The sequence below is a fragment of the Desulfobacteraceae bacterium genome (genome assembly GCA_022340425.1).
Classification (GTDB): domain Bacteria; phylum Desulfobacterota; class Desulfobacteria; order Desulfobacterales; family JAABRJ01; genus JAABRJ01.
In genome coordinates this window covers 24,858-42,359 of the sequence record JAJDNY010000172.1, presented here as the reverse complement: position 1 = coordinate 42,359, position 17,502 = coordinate 24,858, and the positions used below count along the sequence as shown (strand labels likewise).

Here is a 17,502-nt window from a genome sequence, read left to right as displayed (position 1 = left end):
ATGCCAACGCCTTGCGTCATGGCACACATGGGATGGTTATTAACATATGTTCAAAACCTAGTCCACCCCCTTTTTCACCCCTCCCCGACACCGCCCAGGCGCGGATTGGGCCGATAACCGCGCCCGGCCTTGGCGCAGGGGCGGCCGTCCAGCTGAACGATGTCGGCGGTGAAATCGTAGGCCCCGCCCAGCAGGCAGCTGCCCACCCCGTAGCTGTCCACGGGCACCCCGAGCGCTTCGAATTTCGCGATCTTCTCCGGTGTGAACCCCCCGGAAACCACGATTTTGACGTGCTGATAGCCGGCCTTGTCCAGGGCCTTGCGGGTCATGCAGACCAGTTCCGGGACAACCCCGTTGGGTTTGAAGCTGCCCATGATGGGCACGATGGACCTGTCCACCATGTTCTCGGAGGTGTCCAGGCGCACCCCCCACAATTTGTCGCCCAAGGCATCGGCGCATCGCAGGGCGGTGCCGACGCAATCGTTGTCGAAATCCACCAGGGCCACCAGGTTGGTGTCGGGGTAGGTGGCGCTGAAAATTTTGACCGCCTGGAGGGTGTCGCCGTTCAGGGCGGCAATCAGGGCGTGGGGAACGGTGCCGGAGGCGCTGGCGCCCCACCACTCGCCCTGGGCGGTGGTGGAGACCCCGGCAACCCCGCCGATATGGGCCGCGTAGCCGTCGCCGCCCTGAACCGCCCAGTGGTCGAAGCGCGCCGGGAAATAAAGAACGATCTTGCCGTTGGCGGCGTTGACGACATTGCGCACGTTGGTGGCGACCTTGGTGCGCCGGGCGAGAACCCCCAGGTAGATGGTTTCCAGGTGAGCGAAGAGGCTGGCGTCGCCGCTGATGTGCATCACGGTTTCCAGCGGGGCGATGGGGTCGCCGTCGTAAAGGGCGTCGATTTTAAGCTGGCTGAAGCCCTCCACCCAGAGGCTGTCGAGCTGCTGGGCAATCTCGAGCTTTTGCTCCAGGATTTGCAGATAGGTCTGCCGGTTGCTGAGAAAATGACCCCTGGCCTTGCGCTTGAGCTCGATCAGACGGTCGAAGAGCTTGCAGGCGCGGTCATGATCGGTGTAATGGCCGGAGGCCAGCTTTAAGACGGCGATCGCCTCGTCGATGCCGCACAGGACGGCATCCTTCTTCTGAAATACCTGCATGGTGACCTGGGGGTGCAGGTTGTGCTTTTCAAGGCTCATCTTTTCGCGCCAGAAATAGATGTCGCTGCGGTAGCCGCGGCGCAGTTCCTGCACCGGCAGATCGAAAAGGGTGCTGCTGAGTCGCTGTTTCATGGGGGCTGCTGCGCTCCTTGGACAGGGGTTGCCGAAAGCCGCTGGACGCGGGACCCCGGGGCGGGGAATGGGTCTTGATGACCGATGCCGGGCGGCCTGTCAAGCCCCAAAAAAACAATATCCCGGGATAGTTGCAGAACGTCTGCTTGACAGGCCCCGGAACCGGGGGCTATAAGACATGTAACGGCCGCCAGGGGGCGGTCTGCGGCAAGGTTATGTCAGGTTTTTTGCGCCCTTGACTTCCAGGGGCGCCGGAAGCCATCCCGACCTGAACGGGATGGCTTTTTTTATTGCGGCGCCCGGCGGTCCGCCGCCGGCCGGACGTAGAGGGTCCGAAAGGAGAGCAGATGGCGGTTCGTATCGGGGTTCTGATCGCCTATTTCCTGGCAGTTCTGATCATCGGGCTGGTGGCTCGCACCCGCTGGCGCTCGTCGCCGGTGACCTATTTTCTGGCGGATCGCCGGCTGGGCACGGTGGTGCTGCTGGGAACGATGGTGGCCACCAATTTTTCGGCATTCACGGTATTCGGTACTTCGGGCGCCGGCTACCGGGACGGCTACGCCTTTTTCCCGATCATGGGTTTCGGGACCGGATTCATGGCCCTGACCTTCTGGATTGTCGGACGCAAGATCTGGCAGGTGGGCCGGGAGCGCGGCCTGGTCACCCCGCCCGAACTGCTGGGTGCCCTCCACGACAGCCGCGTGGTGCGGGTGATCACGGCGGTGGTGATGATCCTGTTCACCCTTCCCTACCTGGCCCTGCAGCCCATGGCGGCCGGCTATGCCCTGGAGGCGCTCGTGGGCCTGCCCTATTTTTACGGCTGCGCCCTGGTCACCGCGATCATCCTGCTTTACACGCTGCGCGGCGGTCTGCGGGCGGTGGCCTGGACGGACCTCTTCCAGGGGGTTTTGATGTTCGCCTTGCTGCTGGTCTCGCTTTTCCTGGTGGCGGACCATCATGGCGGGTTTGCGGCCGCCAACCAAAAAGTCCTGGCCCTCAACCCGGAGCTTTTCTCCCGGCCGGGCGGCCAGGGCCGCTACACCCTGGGCATCTGGTTCAGCTATATCCTCCTGTGGTTTTTCTGTGACCCCATGTTTCCGCAGCTTTTCCAACGGTTTTTCACGGCCCGCAGCGAACGCGCGCTTGGCCGCACGATGCTCCTCTACCCGACGGTCTGCACCCTGGTCTTTTTTCTGCCCATCTCGGTTGGGGTGCTGGGCCGCCTGTCGTTTCCGGAGCTTGCGGGCAAGGAGGCCGACCGCATCCTGCCGCTGGTCATGACGCTGATCTCGGGCGATTTCATGGCCGCCCTGGTGATCGCCGCCGGGCTGGCGGCCCTGATGTCCACCATGGACAGCCAGCTGCTGACCTTAAGCGCCATCTGCACCCGCGACCTGGCGCCCCCCACCCGGCCCCCCCACGGTGAGGGGGAAACCAGCCTGGCCGGGCGCATCGCGGTCGTGATCCTCAGCCTGGCCGGCCTGGCGCTGGCCTACAAGCCGCCGGCCACGATCCTGCAGATCGCCACCCAGACCTTCACCGGCTTGGCGGTGCTGTTTCCCAGCGTTCTCTTCGGGCTCTACCTGCGCCGGGTTTTTGCACCCGCCGCAATCGCGTCCATCGTCGCCGGCGAGGCGGCTGTCGTCTGTTTCTATTTCGAGTGGCTGCCCAGCCCGGCCTTTCTGCCGGTGGTATGGGTCATGCTGGTGAGCTTCGGTGTTTATCTGGCCGTCCACGCCGTGCTGCACGGTAGGCCGTGGGCGCTCGCTTCGGGGATGCCGCCGTGGCTGCGGGACCCCTGCGTCTACCTGCAGGCCGGCATTTTCATCCTGGCAATGGATTTTTGGGCCTGGGGCCGGGTCCATCCCGTTGTCCTGGGGGTACCGGCTTGGATAGGGTATTTCATCGGCCTTTCGGGACTGCAGACCGTGGTTATGCGCCATATGCTGCGGCGCCCGCAGCAGGTAGCCGAAAGATGCGCCACCCCACCTCAGGGCACGCCGGCGAGCTGAGCGCTGGGGACTTCCGCCGCCGCGGCTGTTCCGGGCTCGGCGGCATCGCTCACCAGCTCGGCCACAAACCTTCCGATGGCCACCCGGCTCTGGATTCTTACGGGGATGCGGCGGTGGTCGGCGGAAACCCACAGCGCGATGCCGGCATTCTTGCTCTTCTCGAATATGCCCCGAATGTGGGTCATCTCGGGCAGCACCAGAAAGGTGTCGTGGACGCGCCTGCCCACGGTGATCGTTTCCCGTTTGACCACCCGCAGCCGGCCGATCACGCAGCGTTTTCCGTCGCTGACCGGCCGCTCGATGAGACGATGGGTTTCAAGGTCGAAAAGGCGGGAAAAATAGAAAGCGGCCAGCGGGTCGAATGTCCCGGGGGCCACCGGGATCGGCTCCCGCTGCCGGCCGGAATTGGTCATCCGGGCCTCACCCCGCTCCCAATCGAAGCGGACCACCACCCGGCGCCGGGTGCGGCCCTCGTGCTGGTCTTTTTGGTAGTGCAGCGAGCGGGTCATGCCACGGTCGGCAAAGGATTCGACCCGGTCGCGGACCTTGAAGAAGGGGTCAATGAGCGGGTAGGAGGTCGCCGTCAGCGCAAAATGAAAGACCATCTGGCCGGCCATCTCCTTCATCGGCAACACTTCCAGCAGCGCTTCGCCGACGGGCACCATCTCCCACTTGAGCACGTAGCGCAGACGCTCCCCGGGCTGGAACGGCAACGGCTGCTCTCCGCCGGCGGCCGGCCAGGCCAGCAGCGCCCACAGTGCTGCGGCCGACAGCAGGGTGCCCCCCAAAGCCCTCCAGCCGCCCGATCTCTCCTGCGGTTTCCCCCAAACGATGCTCATGCGCCCCCGGTCATGAGAGGCTGGCAAACGGTGCGTCCACCCGGACCGCGGCCGTTCACTTGCGCCGCACCAGGGACTGGTAGGCCTCCTGCAGCTGGATAAAGGTCTCCGCCCGTCCCCCGGTGTCCGGGTGGTGCTCACGCGCTTTTTGGCGGAAAAGGCGGGTCAGCTCGCGCCGCGACATGGCCCGCAGCACGGCCGCCGTGACCCCGAAAAGCGGTCCGGCCTCCTCGGCCGAAACCCGCGCCTGGGGCACGCTCGGTGGTCGATAGGCCCGGTGGCGGTCCATGAAATCACGCAGGTAGTCCTGCAGAAACGGTGACGCCACCCACTCGAAATCGAAAAACATGACGGCATAGCGCACCAGGTAAGCGTGCAAGCTGCCGTCGGGCAGTTCTCCTTCCCAGAACCCCTCCGCCTGGTTCAAGCGGCAGATCTCCGCCAAAAAATGCTCCTCCAGGCGCCCTTCATCCAGGCCCTGGGGCATCCGCCGGGCGATGGCCTCGGTGAAAAAGCGCTGCAGGTCGAATATCACATAGACATAGGTCCGAAGCTCGTGGGGCTTGAGGATGCGCTCGCTCCGGAGAAAGCACTGCTCGATTTCATCGCGCGATTTGCCGTAGATCCATCTAAAAAGGGAGATGGGCATCTGCCCGATGGCGCCCTGATCCAGGCGCCCGAATTTCAGGAAGTGGACCCGGCGCTTGTCGAACTGGTGCACCCGTTGCCGCAGGTGCCGCTCCTCGTCGGCCGCCAGGGGCGCCCGCCCGGCACGCGCACTGGCTTTCTGCCGGAAGGACTCCAGCGCGCGCCGTATGTCCGGCCGCAGGTAGGGCCAGAAAAGATCGTCGATTTCATCCAGGCTCGGCGCAACCGCTTGTTCGGCCAGCACGTCGGTTACCGCCTCGTGAACGTAAAAACTGTTGCCCCCGGGGTAGACCAGAAAGCGGCCGGGGTCCTTCCCCAGCGGGAAAAGGTCGCGGCTTCTCCAGCAGGCGCCGTCCCGGTAGGATTCCCGGATGACAAATTCCAGCTCGCGGCCCTTGCGCTGCTGAGCGATGTACACGTTATGTCCTCCATGGGCCGCCACCGACCGAAGCGCTCGTGGGCGGGACTGACCCCCTGGGCGGTTGACACTGCCGGGCGCGCACCGCGCCCGCGGTTAGGGCACGCTGCCCATCAGGACGCCGGAGTCGTTGGGCGTTTTCAGGTCCAGCCGCCGGACGGCCGAGACCCCGTTTTCAGCCAGCATGTGGCGGACTTCGGACTCGCTGTAGGCCTGCCCGGCGGGTGTGGCCAACAGCATGTTGAGCGAGAAGAGGGCCGCAAAGAGGGGGTGCGCGCGATCGTCGGTCAGAAAGAAATCGTGCACCAGGACGATGCCACCCGGGGACAGGGCCGCCACGGCCTTGGCGATGACGCGGCGGCAGGCGGCGGGGTCCTCGGCGTGCAGGATGTGGGACAGCCACACCACGTCGCAGGGCTGCGGGACCGGGTCCACGTGAAAATCACCGGGGGCGAAGTGCACCCGCCCCTGCAGGCCGAAGCGGGCGATGGTCTTTTCGGCAAACGGTCGGCTGGTGGGCAGATCGAAAACCGTGGCGCGCAGACCGGGGTTTTCAAGGCAGAAATGGACGGCGTAGGTACCGGGCCCGCCGCCCAGGTCCAACAGGTGCCTGCGCCCGGCCAAGTCGACCGCCGCCGCTACCTTGGGGGCGAGTTGCATGGCCAGGTTGAACATCCCCATCAGGAAACTTTCACGCCGCAGCGTTTCATCGGCGCCGCCCCGTACCTGGACGGCCTGTCCCGTCCGGACGGCCTCATCCAGCCGCCCCCAGGCGTCAAAAAGATGGTGGTGGTGCAGCAGCATATGCCCCAAGTAGTGCTCGGAACTGCGGCTGAGGTAGGTGCGTGCAGGGCCGCTGCAGCCGAAGCGGCCGGCCGATTTCTCCAGCAGGCCCATGGCGGCCACGGCGTTTAGCAGCATTTCGAGGGCGCGCGGGTCGACCCCGAGCTCACGAGCCAGAGCTTCCGCGGAGCGCGAGCCCGGGGCGAGATGCGAGAAGAGGTCCAGCTTGACGGCGGTGTGCAGGGCGCACGTCTGCCAGTAGCTGCCCGATACTTCCAACAGGCGCCCAGGGGTCCAACCAGGTGCGGGCGGGAGACCTTCCGACGGGGGGTCGAGGGCTGCCACCGGCGCTAGCTTCCGGCCAGCGGGATGGTCACCACCGGCACCGTTGAGTTTTTGACGACCTTCTCGGCCACGCTGCCGAAGCTGAATTTGCCCTCCTGGCCGCGGGTGGCCATCACGACCATGTCGACCTTCTCCTTTTCCACCAGCTTGAGAATCTCTTCGGCCGGGTCCCCCACGGCGATATGCTTGATGTAGAGCGGGCAGCCCTGAAGGTGATTCTGGCAGATCTGATCCAGCTTTTTCTTGGCAGCCTGCTGCTCCCAATTCATCAACTTTTCCACCCGCTCCTGGTCAAACTCGCCGTACCAGCCCTTGTGTTTGGTCAAGTCCTCGATCACGAAGAGCACGTGAATTTCGGTCCCGTACTTTTCGGTCAGGGAGGTCACGTAGGGCAGGGCCTGGGCCGAGCGGCCTGAAAAATCGGTGGGCCAGAGAACTTTTTTCATTTCCATGAGACTCCTCCTTTGGCGACGGTTGAGGGGGCTGGAAGATAGCGCCGGCCGCAGCGACTTCGAAGTTCAGCGCAACGCCGAAGTCGGACTTCTACACCACCAATCCCAAATGCTGATTTCCTTGCCGCTTCTTAACCGCTAGGAATAAGGCCCTTGCCTCAACGTGTCAACCGCCGCCGCGCCCGACGATCAAGGATTGCCAGCGGCAGCCAAAAACCGCTACAAAGACTCGGAAGGCCGGGCATCCCGGCTCCCAGCTGGCGGCATCGACGCCAAGGAGGCGACATGAAGGCTATCTATCCCCGAAGAATCGGCTACGGTGAGGTGGATCCGAATTTCAACCTCAGACCGGGCGCCCTGGTCAACCTGCTGCAGGAGGCGGCCATTTTTCACTCCGAAAAGATCGGCTTGGGCATCCATGCCCTGCAGCGCCGGTCCCTGGGCTGGGTGCTCAACCGTCTGGCGGTGGCCATCCAGCGGGTTCCGGTTTACGGTGAGCGCCTGGAGGTCCTAACCTGGTTCAGGGGCGCCAAGCACTTCAGGGCCTACCGCGATTTCGAAATCTACGCCGGCCCCACGCGGGTTGCGGCCGCCGCCAGCCTGTGGCTCTTCTGCGAGGTGGGCACGAAAAAACTCTCCCGGATTTCAGAGGAGATGGCGGCGGCCTACACCGTAGAGAACGACCGCGTTTTCGCCCGGGATCTCGACCACTGGAAGGCCGATTCGGCCTTCGCCCCCGAGCTGACACTGCCGCTGACCACCCGCTTCAGCGACTTCGACCCCAACGGCCACGTCAACAACGCCGTTTACTTCGACTATCTTCAGACCCTGCTGCACCGGGCGCTGGGCCCGAACTTCAGCCCCCGCGGGCTGGCCATCCAGTTTTACCACGAAATCGATCTCGGCACGACCTCCCTCACGGCCGGACTCCAGACGGCCGGCGACACGCTGCGCTTCAAGCTCCGCGACGGGCAGACGCTCTTCGCCGCCGGCAGCGTTCACCCCGATGCGCCCCCCCTGCCGCTTCAGCCCCGGTAAACCCGCTGTCGGGCCCTGGCTGCCGCCACCAGCGGCGCCACGGCCGCATCTACGTAGTCGAACACCCGGGCCCTGGTTTTGCCGGGCGCCGGCCGCAGCACGCGGCCCAGGTACTGCACCACCCGGCCGCTGAACCGCACAGGGGTCGCCAGAAACAGGGTGGCCAGGTTCGGGAGGTCAAATCCCTCCCCCACCAGCTGCCCGGTGGCGATCAGGACCCGCGCCTGACCCGCCGCCAGCCGTGCCAGGACCTCCCGCCGGCTGGCGCCGGACACGTCTCCGGTCAGCACTTCGGCCGCCACCTGGTGGCGGTAACGCAGCAGCGACTGAAGAGTTTGACAGTGCTTTTTGCGGTCCGAGAGCACCAAACAGACGCCCTGGCGCGCCGCCAGCTCGCCGGCGACGTCAGCGGCAATCAGGCGGTTGCGGTCGTCATCGCGGGTCAGCTCGGAGAGCATCCGGCTGTAGTCGGTGGAGGGATCGAAATAGGGACTGAAGGCCGTTTCGCGCACCACCACCTCCGCTGCCAGCACATCCCCGGTTGCCACCAGGTCGGCCTTGGCGATTTCGTGGTGGATGTCCCCCAGGTGCCAGAAAATCAGCGGGGAAAGCTGGTCCCTGCGCCAGGGAGTGGCCGAAAGCCCCAGCATGTAGTGGGCGTCGAAGCGGTTGACCGCCTCGCTGAAGGTGCGGCTGGGGGTGCGGTGGCATTCGTCCACCACGAGATAGCCGACCTGCGGGGCCACCTCATCGGCGCATTTGCACAGGGACTGGACAAGGGCAACGGTCACGGCCGGGCCGATGGTTTTTTTGCCGGCCCCGATCAATCCCACCTGGCCCGCTTCAATCCCCAGAAAACGCCCCACCTGCTGGGTCCACTGCAGGGCCAGCTCCCGGGTGTGAACGACGATCAGCGCCGGCTGCCGGCGGCGGGCGATCAGCTCCAGGGCCATGACCGTCTTGCCACAGCCGGTGGGGGCGCAGAGGGTGCCGAAATCCTTGGCCAGCATCGCCGCCACCGCGGCCTGCTGAAAGCCCTTGAGCCGGCCCGAAAACGAAAATGCCACCGGCGGCAGCCGACGCCGGCGGTCATCCAGGCTCAGCGCCACGCCCAACTCACGGCAATGGCCGATCAGCTGTCGAATATAGCCCCGCGGAATCACCAAACCGCCGCTGCGGATGCGCCCATAAAACCTGAGTTCCTTGGGGGTCTTGAAATTGTAGCGGCCCATGCGCTGGTTCTCGACCCAGCGGGGGTTGAGCAGCGTCAGGCGTTCCATCAAGACCCGGCGCAGGGCCTCGGGGGGGTCCTGGAGCAGCAGGTTGTGTCGCATCAGGACGATCATCGGTGGTCCACACTGCCGGCCGCAGCTGCTTCAGCCGGCCAGCAGTTCGCCCAGCTGCTGCGGGTCGCTGAAAGGATGCCAGCTGCCGCCGCCCGAAACGATGCGCCGCCGCCAAAAACCCAGCGGGTCGTCGGGGGGGTCGTCGTCGGGTGCTGCCGTCGGGGGGGCCCCATCCAGGGCCAGCACCCGGCAGCCTTCCACCTGGATGGGGAAGTCGCCGCCCTCAGCCCCGGCGCCGGCGGCCCCGAGATCGGCCGCGATCAGAATCACCCGGCGGGGGGCGGCGCTGTTTTTGAGAAACTCAACGGCCGTCAGCAGCCCGCCGGTCAAGTCGCCGCGGGGCCCACCGGGCGCGTCCAGCAGCCTGTCGATCTGGTGCCGCAGCAGCCGCTTCTGACCGTTGGCGACCGTCGGTCGGCGGCTGAGACGCACCCGGGCGACGATGTTTTGGGGACCGAAGTGGGGCGCGTCGGCCCGACCGACGGCAAAATAATCCCCGGGGCTCAGATGGCCCAGCAGCGCATGGGTCACCGCGCGCACAGAGGCCTGGCTCTCCGCCGCCGGAGCCCCCGGGCCGATCAGGAGGAAAACAGCGCGCACCTGACTGGTCCTGTCGGCGCAGCCCGCCAGCACCCCCGCCGCAAGCACCAGCCAGAGCCAGGCGACTTTGCGGCTCACGCGATTTCCTGAGGCAGATCCGGTGCGTCTGCCGCCGGACGACGGGCATGAATTCGGGCATCCAGCCACAGCGCCGGGAAAATCAGGAGATCGTAGAGTTTGACCAGCAAATCCGCCGCCAGGCCGATGATCTGCGCCCCCAGCCGCAGCAGCCACGCGACCGCCTGGAAGAGGACCTGGAGTATGGCCGCGAAAACGGTGCGCGCCGCATGCACCCAGGCCTCCAGCGGAACGGCGCTAAACGACAGGATAAGCGGCAAAACAAACCCCAGTACCAGATACCCGACGGCGGGTATCCAGGGGTCCACCGGCTGGGCCGCCGCCAGATCGTTCAGGGACTGGTTCAGGGCGGCGATATCGGCGACAATCCGGTCGCGCAAAAAGGCCAGGCTGGCTTCGACGCCGGCCAGCAGCAGCAGCAGGGCCAGAAGCCCCGTGATTACCCGGCGGCGGGTCTTTTCCTCGAGGTTTCCGAGGGCCGGAAAAATGCGCGTCAACCGTAGCGCTTCCATCAGAAAGCCCCCCACCGCCAGCTGCAGTAAAATCAGCACCAGAGCCATGACGTCAGCCGTCTGGAAGTTGCCGATGGTGCTTCCGGCCCCCACCAGCTCAGACATCGGCAGAGCGATCAGGTTGAAGTTGAGCATCACCCCGGCGGCCATCACCAGCAGCGCCAAGAGCGAGAGAACGAAGCGGCTGACGGTGGAGGCCGCCAGCGCTCGCAGCGCGGTGTCGGTGCCGGAGCGAAGCGCCGCATATTCCTCCATGCGCTGATCGACGCGCTGCGATTGGGTCTGGAGCCGGACGATTTTATCCTCCAGGCGGCCCAAGGCCTCGGAAACCTTGCGCCACGAGGGCAGCATGCGCTTGAGCAACTGGTGGCGGCCCCCCATGTTTTTGCGGTACTCCGCCATGGCCGCCTGGTACTGGGAGATGGTGGTCTTGTGAATCACCTCCAGAATCCGGGTCGTGGCGGAGTCGCCGCTGGCGGGGATGCGGGCCACGGCATCCACCGCTTCCAGCCAGCTGGGTGGCGGCGGCGGCAGTTCGGCGCTTTCACGGTAGCAGCTGTCCAGGCGCGCCAGCTCCGCCAGAAGGGCCTGCTGCAAACTGGGGAAGCCGCTGAGATCGCTGCGTACCAGGTTCGCCACACGCAGGAAATCGTTTTCCAGCTGCTGCTCGGCGGCTTGGATGCCGGCCGTCAGAAGAATTTCACGGTTTCGCGCCGCCACCCGCAGCGCCGTTCGACCAGCGCTGCGCGAGGCCATCCGAAAAACGCCGGATACCAGCCGCCCGAGGCTGAGAATGGCCTGATGGGCGGGGGCGCGGGCGAAAAAAAGAACCGCCAGCCCCAGCAGCACCCAGAGGATCCCGGACCAGAACGCGGAGCCGGGAATGATCATGAAAAAATCGCTCGCCACCATCTTGCCTCCTCAAAGCCCGTCGCGGTGGGCGCAAATCTCCGGTTTTTTGAGCGGCCCGTTGCCAAATCGAAATCCCGGGCCGCGGCCGCCGCCTGGCCCGCCCACCGGCCGCGCCCCTTATCCGCCGCCCGGCTGGATCCGCAGCTCCCAGGACTCCCCGGCCTGGGGGTCGATGCGTTTGATTTCCCGGATCTGCACATGCCGATAGGCTTTTTTCAGCTCGGCCGACGCATGCAGGCCATAGATTCGGGTGCCGGCGCAGATTTCGCCGCCGACCACCACCAGCGGCACCCCCGGGCGCTTGCGGGACCAGTCCAGAATGGCATCCCTTTCATCGCAAAGGTCCTGGATTTCAGCATCGGCGGCGTCAATGGCGGCCTGAAGCGCGCTGCGCCGGGCCTCGATTTGCTCCTGCTGGGCGAACAGGACGCCGAGGTCGGCTTCCGCTTGACGCGCGCGGGCTTCCAGAAGAGCGATTTCGCGGCGGTTGGCCGCCGCCGCTGGGGCATCCCGATCACGCTGCAGCCGCAGCTCCTCGCCCAGCTGCCGCTGGCGCAGCATGGCGCGGTCCTGGATCTGGGCCAACTCGGCAATCTGGCGGTGGTTTTCCTGCTCGGCCGGCGCCAGGGCCGCCTCCTGGGCCCGCAGCGCGCCCAGCTGCTCCCTGGCGCGGCCGATGGCCTTTCGCAGCCCGCCCAGTTCGCGTTGGATGTGCTGTTCGGAGCCGGCCCGCAGGGTGCAGGGCTTGGAGGCGTCTGTGCCCACATCGCGGGCCTCGATGCCGTAGCGGGCCGAAATTTCGGAGGCCACCATGGCACCCCTGAGGACCTTGCAGGCCCCGCTGGTCTCGATCGTGGATTCGATGATCTCCTTTTCAACGAGGACATTGCCGAAGGCCGAGACGGTCGCATTTTTGATGTAACGCGCCTTGAGGTCCCCCTGGACGATGACCCGCGTCCCGATGATGCCCCCGCTGACGGTCACATCCCCCCTGACCTTCACCTCCACGCCGCGGATTTCCATGGCGTAGAGGCCGGCCCCGGCAACGTTGAAGCCCTCGCAAACGGCGCCTTGGACCCGGATGATGCCGTCAAAATCCACATGACCGACTTTCAGATCGACATCGCCGGGGATGGTCAGGGCCGGGGCCACCATCAGTTTGCCGGTCACACTCACCCGGGGCTGGCCGTCGCTCAGGGCGAAGAACCGGCTGCCGCCATCGGCCGCCCGCACCCCGCGCCCGCAGCGCAGCCGGACGTCCCGCCCCTGGGGTGCCGCGATGGGGCGGCCGTAAACGTCCTGCCCGGGGGTGCCGGGGGTTGCGGGCTGCTTTTCGGCCAGCAACTCACCGCGTTTGACGTGCGGTATCTCCCCGCGGTCGCGAAAGTCCATGGTGCCCTGGGGGGTCACCGCCCCCACCCGCCGAAAATCGGTTTCGAAAAAATAGCGCACCTCGGCGTCCCGCCCCACAGCCGGCGGCCGGCCGGTGGCAACCTGGAGGCTCGCCCCGGCCGGGGTGGGGTGTTGCAAAAAAGCGTCAATGAGATCGTCCGCCACCACGCCGGCGACAACGCCGTGTTCGGCCAGCAGAGTTTTGACGGCCGCCAGGGAAGGTGCCGGCTCCCCCGGGCCACCGCGGGTCAGGTGGACCGAGAGCCCATCCGGGGCCATGGTGAGTCCCACCCCTGCCGGCAGCTCCGCCGCCGGGGCGGGGTCCGCAGCCCCAGCGCCGGTTGCCGCGCCGTCTGGTGTGCCGCTTTCCAAGCGCTGCTGTTCGGCCAGAATCAACTCCCGCCCCTGGACGGTGAGTGCACCGGCTGCCAGCAGGAAATCGCCCAGGGAGCGGCTGCGCTGGCTTGCACTGAACTCACGGGCCTGGGCCGCCAGGGCGGAGGCGACGGCTTCGGCGCTGGCAAGCCCCAGCCTGACGGCCAGACGGCCGAAACGCTTGTCCGATTGGCGGGCTTCCAGAAACTTTCGGGCCGCCTCCAGCTGGTCCACCTGCTCCGGGGTCACCAGCCGGCGCGCCAGCAGGACCTTGGCCAGGGGCAGGCTGACCCCCGTCCGGGCCTGGGCATCCTGAAAGGCCAGGGCGCCTTTGAGATCCTCCTCGCTGAGGAAGCCGTAGCTGACAGCCAGCCGCCCCAGCACGGGATAGGCGCTCTCAGGCTGCTCGGGCTGAACCGTGAAGCGGTGGCCGCATTTCGGACAGGAAACCGGCTGATCGCCCAAATGCGCATCTACCCGGCAGGGGCTCTGGCAGGCGGGGCAGCGGGTTTCAGGGGTGTGGAGGACGGGGTTCATCTTTGGGTGATATTTCGCTTTAAATCCATCGACCGGCACAGGCCCTTGATCATCGAGCGGGTTTCGGGTAGTCTCGCCGTCGGAGATCCTACGAAACCCATGCCCACCCCGGCTGTAGCACCCGAGGGCCACCCGAGATGCCGACCATTTTGAAATTCATCCTGTTGCCGGCCGCCGCCTATTTGGCGGGGTCGATCCCCTGGGGGCTGATACTGACCCGCTGCCTGCATGCCACCGACCTCCGCCGTGCCGGCAGCGGCAACATCGGGGCCACCAATGCGCACCGAATCGGCGGCATGACCGTCGGCCTGCTGACCCTGGTCGGCGATCTCCTCAAAGGCCTGGTGCCCCTGATGCTGGGCTTGGCGTTGGTGGGTCCGCGACCGACCTCCTGGGCCGCGGCCTATCTCAGCCTGCTGGCCCTGGCCTGTTTCACGGGCCATCTCTATCCGATTTACCTGGGCTTCCGGGACGGGGGCAAGGGGGTGGCCACCACCCTGGGGTGTTTTCTGGCGATTTCGCCGCTGGCCTGCCTGGTGGCCCTGCTGGTGTTCACGCTTTTCCTCTGCCTGACCAGCCGCGTGTCGGCGGCCTCCCTGGCCGGGGCCGCATCCCTGCCGCCGGCCGTCTGGGGGGCAACCGCCAGCCCGGTCTTCACCGCCTGCGCCGCCCTGCTGGCGGCGATGATCTTCTGGCGCCACAGTACCAATATCGGGCGTCTGCTGCGGGGCACCGAGCCGCGGGCCTTTGACTAACCGTCCTCTGGCCCCAGTTCGGCCAGAACCTGGATCACCCGCCGGATCATCCACTCGGGGGTCGAAGCACCGGCCGAAACCGCGATGGTGCGCGCCTCCGCCAAGGCCCCAAAGTCCAACTCGTGCTCGGTTTCGACCTGCTGGGTGGGTTTTCCGGCCTGCCGGGCGATTTCCGCCAGACGGTTGGTGTTGCCGCTGTTGTGGCCACCGACAACCACCACCGCATCGGCGGCCTCGGCCAGCTGCTTGACCTCGCTCTGGCGCTTCTCGGTGGAATCGCAGATGGTGTCAAAGACGTGATAGCGGGGGCAGTGGCATCCTACCCAGCTTTTAATCCCCTGGTAAAAAGCGGTGTTCTGGGTGGTCTGGGCCACGACGATGGCCCGGCTGAAACGCGGCAGGGCCGCCAACTCTTCCAAGGATCCGACCACATGCCCGCAGGCGCCGGCATACCCCAAAAGCCCGACGACTTCCGGGTGGTTTCGGTCACCGACGATGATGGTGCCATAGCCCTCGGCGGCATGGCGGCGGATGATGGTCTGGACCTTGATGACCCGTGGACAGGTGGCGTCCACCACCCGGAAGCCGGCACGCGCCAGCGCCGCTTTGACCGTCGGCGGAACGCCGTGCGCCCGCAACAGGACCGTGCCGTGACCCCGCGGGGGGACCGTCTCGATGACCGCAACGCCCTTCTGACTGAGCAGATTCAGCACCTGGGGGTTGTGGATCAGCGGGCCAAAGGTGCAGATCGGCTTGCGGCAGGTGTCCACGGCTTCAAGGGTCATTTCGACGGCCCGCCGCACGCCCATGCAGAATCCCGCCGTGCGGGCGACGACCAGCTTCATCGCCCCGCCCCGCCGGACGATGGGTCGCAGCGGTCTTCGGGCCCGGGGGCGTGCGCGGCTTGCATCATTGCGAAAGGTTGTCCAGATGGCGCTGCAAAAGTTCGTCCACCAGCTGGGGCAGCGGCGTGGCCGCCACCCCGATGATTTCGATATTCTCCTGGGTCAGGGGCAGCAGTAGTTTTTTGGCGGGGCAAGCAGCCACCGCCGCCGCAATCGCCGGCGTGACCTCCCCCATCATGGCGTTGGCCAATACGATTCCGATGGGCCCGATGATCACGTCCAGCTTGGCGACGGTCTGAACGATGGCGTTTTCCCCGGACGCTCCCCGGTTGGCATGGGCCTTCAACATCTGGGCGGTGGCGATGGCATTGGTGCCGAGGGCGATGATTTCCACCCGCTCGCCCACCCGCTCCTTGAGCTTCCGAATGATGGCGCTGCCGATACCGCCGCCCTGCCCGTCAATCACGCCGATTTGCCTGATCACCATCCTGGCTGCCTGTTGGGGTGAATTATCCATTGCCGGGGGGGTGAAGCCGCCGGCAGCAACGCGCCTCAGCGGCCCTTGAGCCGTCCGAGCAGCTGGTCCAGGTCATCGAGGCTGTAGAAGGCGATCTCCACCTTGCCCTTTTCGCCCCGATGCCGAATCTCCACCTTGGTGCCGAAATGGCGCGACAAGTCTTCGGAGACCCCGCGAAAATAGCTGCCGGCGGCATCCGGAAGGGCTGAGGGCCGGTCTTTGGCGGCGTTCAAGCGTTTGACCAGAGCCTCTGTCTGCCGCACCGAGAGCCGTTCGGCGACGGTCTTGCGCCAGGCGGCGCGCTGCACGGCGGCATTTTCGGCCCCCAACAGCGCCCGGGCATGCCCCATGGCGATTTCGCCCCCGGTGATGCTGGCTTTGATGTCCTCGGGCAGCTGCCGCAGCCGAAGGATGTTGGCCACCGCCGAACGGCTTTTGCCGACCCGTGCGGCCACCTGGTCCTGGGTGAGGTCAAAGGCGGCCATCAGCCGGTGATAGGCTTCGGCCTCCTCCATGGGGTTGAGGTTTTCGCGCTGGATGTTCTCGACGATGGAAAACTCCAGCATCTGGGCATCCGGGACCTCCCGCACCACCACGGGCACCTCGGTCAGCCCTGCCATTTTGGCGGCCCGCAGGCGTCGCTCGCCGGCCACGAGCTCAAACCCGTGCTCATCCTGACGCACCAAAAGCGGCTGGATAATCCCCTGGCTGCGGATGGAGTCGGCGAGCTCGGCCAGCTCCTCCTCGGCGAAACGGATCCGGGGCTGATAGCGATTGGGGCGGATTTGATCCACCGCGCAGCGGCGGTAAGCGGAGGAACTGCCCGCCGCCGGCTGGAAATCGGGGATAAGCGCATCCAGCCCCCGGCCCAAGACCAGTTTCTTGCGTTTGGCGACAGCCGCAACGCCCTGCGGGGTGCCTTTTGGTTTAGCCATGGCGGCCTTCCTTCAACCGGAGCGGCAGCGGGTATTTCACCGGTGCAGAATTTCGTCGGCCAGCGCGAAATAGCTTTTGGCCCCTGCCGAGGCGGCGTCATAGAGGAGGATCGGCTTGCCGAAACTTGGCGCCTCCCCCAAGCGCACGTTGCGGGGGATCTGGGTCCGGAAGACCAGCTCGGGAAAATACTTTTCCGCGTTTTCGGCAACCTGATGGGAGAGATTCGTGCGCGTGTCGAACATGGTCAGCAGGATGCCCGCGATGGCGAGCCCCGGGTTGAGCTTGTTTTGAATCCGTTTGATGGTCTGCAGCAGCTGCCCCAACCCTTCGAGGGCGTAGTATTCACACTGTAGGGGGATGAGCATCGCATCGGCGGCCGTCATGGCGTTTACCGTCAGCAGGCTGAGGGAGGGGGGGCAGTCCAGAATGATGTAGTCAAAAGCGTCCCCCAGCCCGGCCAGCAGATTTTTGAGGGTCTGCTCGCGGCCGGATGTCGCCATCATCTCCACCTCGAAGCCGATAAGCTCCAGCCGGGATGGGATCACCTTGAGGGTCTCGATTTCCGTATCCAGCACCAGACTCTCGGCGCCGACCTGGCCGATCATGCCGTGGTAGAGGGAGTATCGGATGGCGGCCTTGTCGATCCCGACACCGCTGGTGGCATTGGCCTGGGGGTCGCAGTCCACCAGCAGGGTGCGTTTCTCGGAAACCGCCAGGGCCGCCGCCAAATTGATGGCCGTGGTGGTTTTCCCCACGCCGCCCTTTTGGTTTGCGATACAGATGGTGTAGGCCATAGTGCTTGAGCCTTTAACATAAAAGCGGCCCTTTGAAAAGCATCTCCACCGGCCGCCAGCGTTTCTGAACGCTTGAATT

Annotated in this window: 16 protein-coding genes; 3 read left to right on the top strand and 13 right to left on the bottom strand. The window is 65.8% G+C overall.

The window, feature by feature from the left end; translation table 11 throughout:
• Nucleotides 1-74: 74 nt before the first annotated feature.
• Nucleotides 75-1,289, bottom strand: coding sequence for a hypothetical protein (locus LJE63_15555; GenBank protein ID MCG6908018.1), 1,215 nt, complete (start codon nucleotides 1,287-1,289; stop codon nucleotides 75-77).
• Between the two features lie 347 nt (nucleotides 1,290-1,636).
• On the opposite strand from LJE63_15555, the gene LJE63_15550 reads away from it, so the two are divergent.
• The gene (locus LJE63_15550) at nucleotides 1,637-3,301 is read left to right on the top strand and encodes a sodium:solute symporter family protein (protein MCG6908017.1); all 1,665 of its coding nucleotides are present in this window, start codon (nucleotides 1,637-1,639) and stop codon (nucleotides 3,299-3,301) included.
• Here the strand turns inward: LJE63_15550 and LJE63_15545 are convergent.
• From LJE63_15545 to LJE63_15530, 4 genes are all read right to left on the bottom strand, one after another.
• The gene (locus LJE63_15545) at nucleotides 3,280-4,140 is read right to left on the bottom strand and encodes a DUF3108 domain-containing protein (protein MCG6908016.1); all 861 of its coding nucleotides are present in this window, start codon (nucleotides 4,138-4,140) and stop codon (nucleotides 3,280-3,282) included. The two genes, LJE63_15550 and LJE63_15545, sit on opposite strands and share 22 nt — an antisense overlap.
• A 55-nt stretch (nucleotides 4,141-4,195) precedes the next feature.
• The gene (locus LJE63_15540) at nucleotides 4,196-5,206 is read right to left on the bottom strand and encodes a J domain-containing protein (GenBank protein MCG6908015.1); all 1,011 of its coding nucleotides are present in this window, start codon (nucleotides 5,204-5,206) and stop codon (nucleotides 4,196-4,198) included.
• Between the two features lie 96 nt (nucleotides 5,207-5,302).
• On the bottom strand, nucleotides 5,303-6,334 hold the full coding sequence (locus tag LJE63_15535; protein MCG6908014.1) for an acetylserotonin O-methyltransferase: 1,032 nt from the start codon (nucleotides 6,332-6,334) through the stop codon (nucleotides 5,303-5,305).
• Nucleotides 6,335-6,339: 5 nt separating this feature from the next.
• Nucleotides 6,340-6,786, bottom strand: a complete 447-nt coding sequence (locus tag LJE63_15530; protein ID MCG6908013.1) for a universal stress protein — start codon at nucleotides 6,784-6,786, stop codon at nucleotides 6,340-6,342.
• A gap of 285 nt (nucleotides 6,787-7,071) precedes the next feature.
• Between LJE63_15530 and LJE63_15525 the strand changes: the two genes are divergently transcribed.
• Complete coding sequence (locus LJE63_15525; GenBank protein ID MCG6908012.1) at nucleotides 7,072-7,824, top strand: hypothetical protein; 753 nt, start codon at nucleotides 7,072-7,074, stop codon at nucleotides 7,822-7,824.
• Here LJE63_15525 and LJE63_15520 read toward each other — a convergent pair.
• The 4 genes from LJE63_15520 to LJE63_15505 all read right to left on the bottom strand — a co-directional run bounded on the left by LJE63_15520 (nucleotide 7,812) and on the right by LJE63_15505 (nucleotide 13,576).
• Nucleotides 7,812-9,170 (bottom strand): DEAD/DEAH box helicase, encoded by a 1,359-nt coding sequence (locus tag LJE63_15520; protein MCG6908011.1) that lies wholly within the window; start codon nucleotides 9,168-9,170, stop codon nucleotides 7,812-7,814. The genes LJE63_15525 and LJE63_15520 overlap by 13 nt on opposite strands.
• A gap of 30 nt (nucleotides 9,171-9,200) precedes the next feature.
• The gene (locus tag LJE63_15515; protein ID MCG6908010.1) at nucleotides 9,201-9,848 is read right to left on the bottom strand and encodes a hypothetical protein; all 648 of its coding nucleotides are present in this window, start codon (nucleotides 9,846-9,848) and stop codon (nucleotides 9,201-9,203) included.
• Nucleotides 9,845-11,272 carry a hypothetical protein gene (locus tag LJE63_15510; protein MCG6908009.1) on the bottom strand — a complete coding sequence of 476 codons (1,428 nt, stop codon included), beginning with the start codon at nucleotides 11,270-11,272 and terminating at the stop codon, nucleotides 9,845-9,847. Before LJE63_15510 ends, LJE63_15515 begins: the two co-directional genes overlap by 4 nt.
• A 117-nt stretch (nucleotides 11,273-11,389) precedes the next feature.
• Nucleotides 11,390-13,576, bottom strand: coding sequence for a FapA family protein (locus LJE63_15505; GenBank protein MCG6908008.1), 2,187 nt, complete (start codon nucleotides 13,574-13,576; stop codon nucleotides 11,390-11,392).
• Nucleotides 13,577-13,713: 137 nt separating this feature from the next.
• Here LJE63_15505 and plsY point away from each other — a divergent pair, with 137 nt between their 5' ends.
• The gene (gene plsY, locus LJE63_15500; GenBank protein ID MCG6908007.1) at nucleotides 13,714-14,331 is read left to right on the top strand and encodes a glycerol-3-phosphate 1-O-acyltransferase PlsY; all 618 of its coding nucleotides are present in this window, start codon (nucleotides 13,714-13,716) and stop codon (nucleotides 14,329-14,331) included.
• On the opposite strand, the gene ispH is transcribed toward plsY, so the two are convergent.
• From ispH to LJE63_15480, 4 genes are all read right to left on the bottom strand, one after another.
• Nucleotides 14,328-15,176 (bottom strand): 4-hydroxy-3-methylbut-2-enyl diphosphate reductase, encoded by an 849-nt coding sequence (gene ispH / locus LJE63_15495; protein ID MCG6908006.1) that lies wholly within the window; start codon nucleotides 15,174-15,176, stop codon nucleotides 14,328-14,330. The genes plsY and ispH overlap by 4 nt on opposite strands.
• 64 nt (nucleotides 15,177-15,240) lie before the next feature.
• Nucleotides 15,241-15,663, bottom strand: a complete 423-nt coding sequence (locus LJE63_15490; GenBank protein MCG6908005.1) for a DUF3842 family protein — start codon at nucleotides 15,661-15,663, stop codon at nucleotides 15,241-15,243.
• A 65-nt stretch (nucleotides 15,664-15,728) separates the two neighbouring features.
• On the bottom strand, nucleotides 15,729-16,628 hold the full coding sequence (locus tag LJE63_15485; protein ID MCG6908004.1) for a ParB/RepB/Spo0J family partition protein: 900 nt from the start codon (nucleotides 16,626-16,628) through the stop codon (nucleotides 15,729-15,731).
• Between the two features lie 36 nt (nucleotides 16,629-16,664).
• A complete protein-coding gene (locus LJE63_15480; protein MCG6908003.1) occupies nucleotides 16,665-17,423 on the bottom strand; it encodes an AAA family ATPase in 759 nt (252 codons plus the stop codon).
• Nucleotides 17,424-17,502 lie beyond the last annotated feature (79 nt).

Coding starts and splice junctions, on each gene's coding strand:
- LJE63_15520 (MCG6908011.1), bottom strand. CDS start 9,170: ATGATCGTCCTGATGCGACACAACCTGCTGCTCCAGGACCCCCCCGAG.
- LJE63_15490 (MCG6908005.1), bottom strand. CDS start 15,663: ATGGTGATCAGGCAAATCGGCGTGATTGACGGGCAGGGCGGCGGTATC.
- LJE63_15505 (MCG6908008.1), bottom strand. CDS start 13,576: ATGAACCCCGTCCTCCACACCCCTGAAACCCGCTGCCCCGCCTGCCAG.
- plsY (MCG6908007.1), top strand. CDS start 13,714: ATGCCGACCATTTTGAAATTCATCCTGTTGCCGGCCGCCGCCTATTTG.
- LJE63_15510 (MCG6908009.1), bottom strand. CDS start 11,272: ATGGTGGCGAGCGATTTTTTCATGATCATTCCCGGCTCCGCGTTCTGG.
- LJE63_15555 (MCG6908018.1), bottom strand. CDS start 1,289: ATGAAACAGCGACTCAGCAGCACCCTTTTCGATCTGCCGGTGCAGGAA.
- LJE63_15485 (MCG6908004.1), bottom strand. CDS start 16,628: ATGGCTAAACCAAAAGGCACCCCGCAGGGCGTTGCGGCTGTCGCCAAA.
- ispH (MCG6908006.1), bottom strand. CDS start 15,176: ATGAAGCTGGTCGTCGCCCGCACGGCGGGATTCTGCATGGGCGTGCGG.
- LJE63_15525 (MCG6908012.1), top strand. CDS start 7,072: ATGAAGGCTATCTATCCCCGAAGAATCGGCTACGGTGAGGTGGATCCG.
- LJE63_15480 (MCG6908003.1), bottom strand. CDS start 17,423: ATGGCCTACACCATCTGTATCGCAAACCAAAAGGGCGGCGTGGGGAAA.
- LJE63_15550 (MCG6908017.1), top strand. CDS start 1,637: ATGGCGGTTCGTATCGGGGTTCTGATCGCCTATTTCCTGGCAGTTCTG.
- LJE63_15545 (MCG6908016.1), bottom strand. CDS start 4,140: ATGAGCATCGTTTGGGGGAAACCGCAGGAGAGATCGGGCGGCTGGAGG.
- LJE63_15530 (MCG6908013.1), bottom strand. CDS start 6,786: ATGGAAATGAAAAAAGTTCTCTGGCCCACCGATTTTTCAGGCCGCTCG.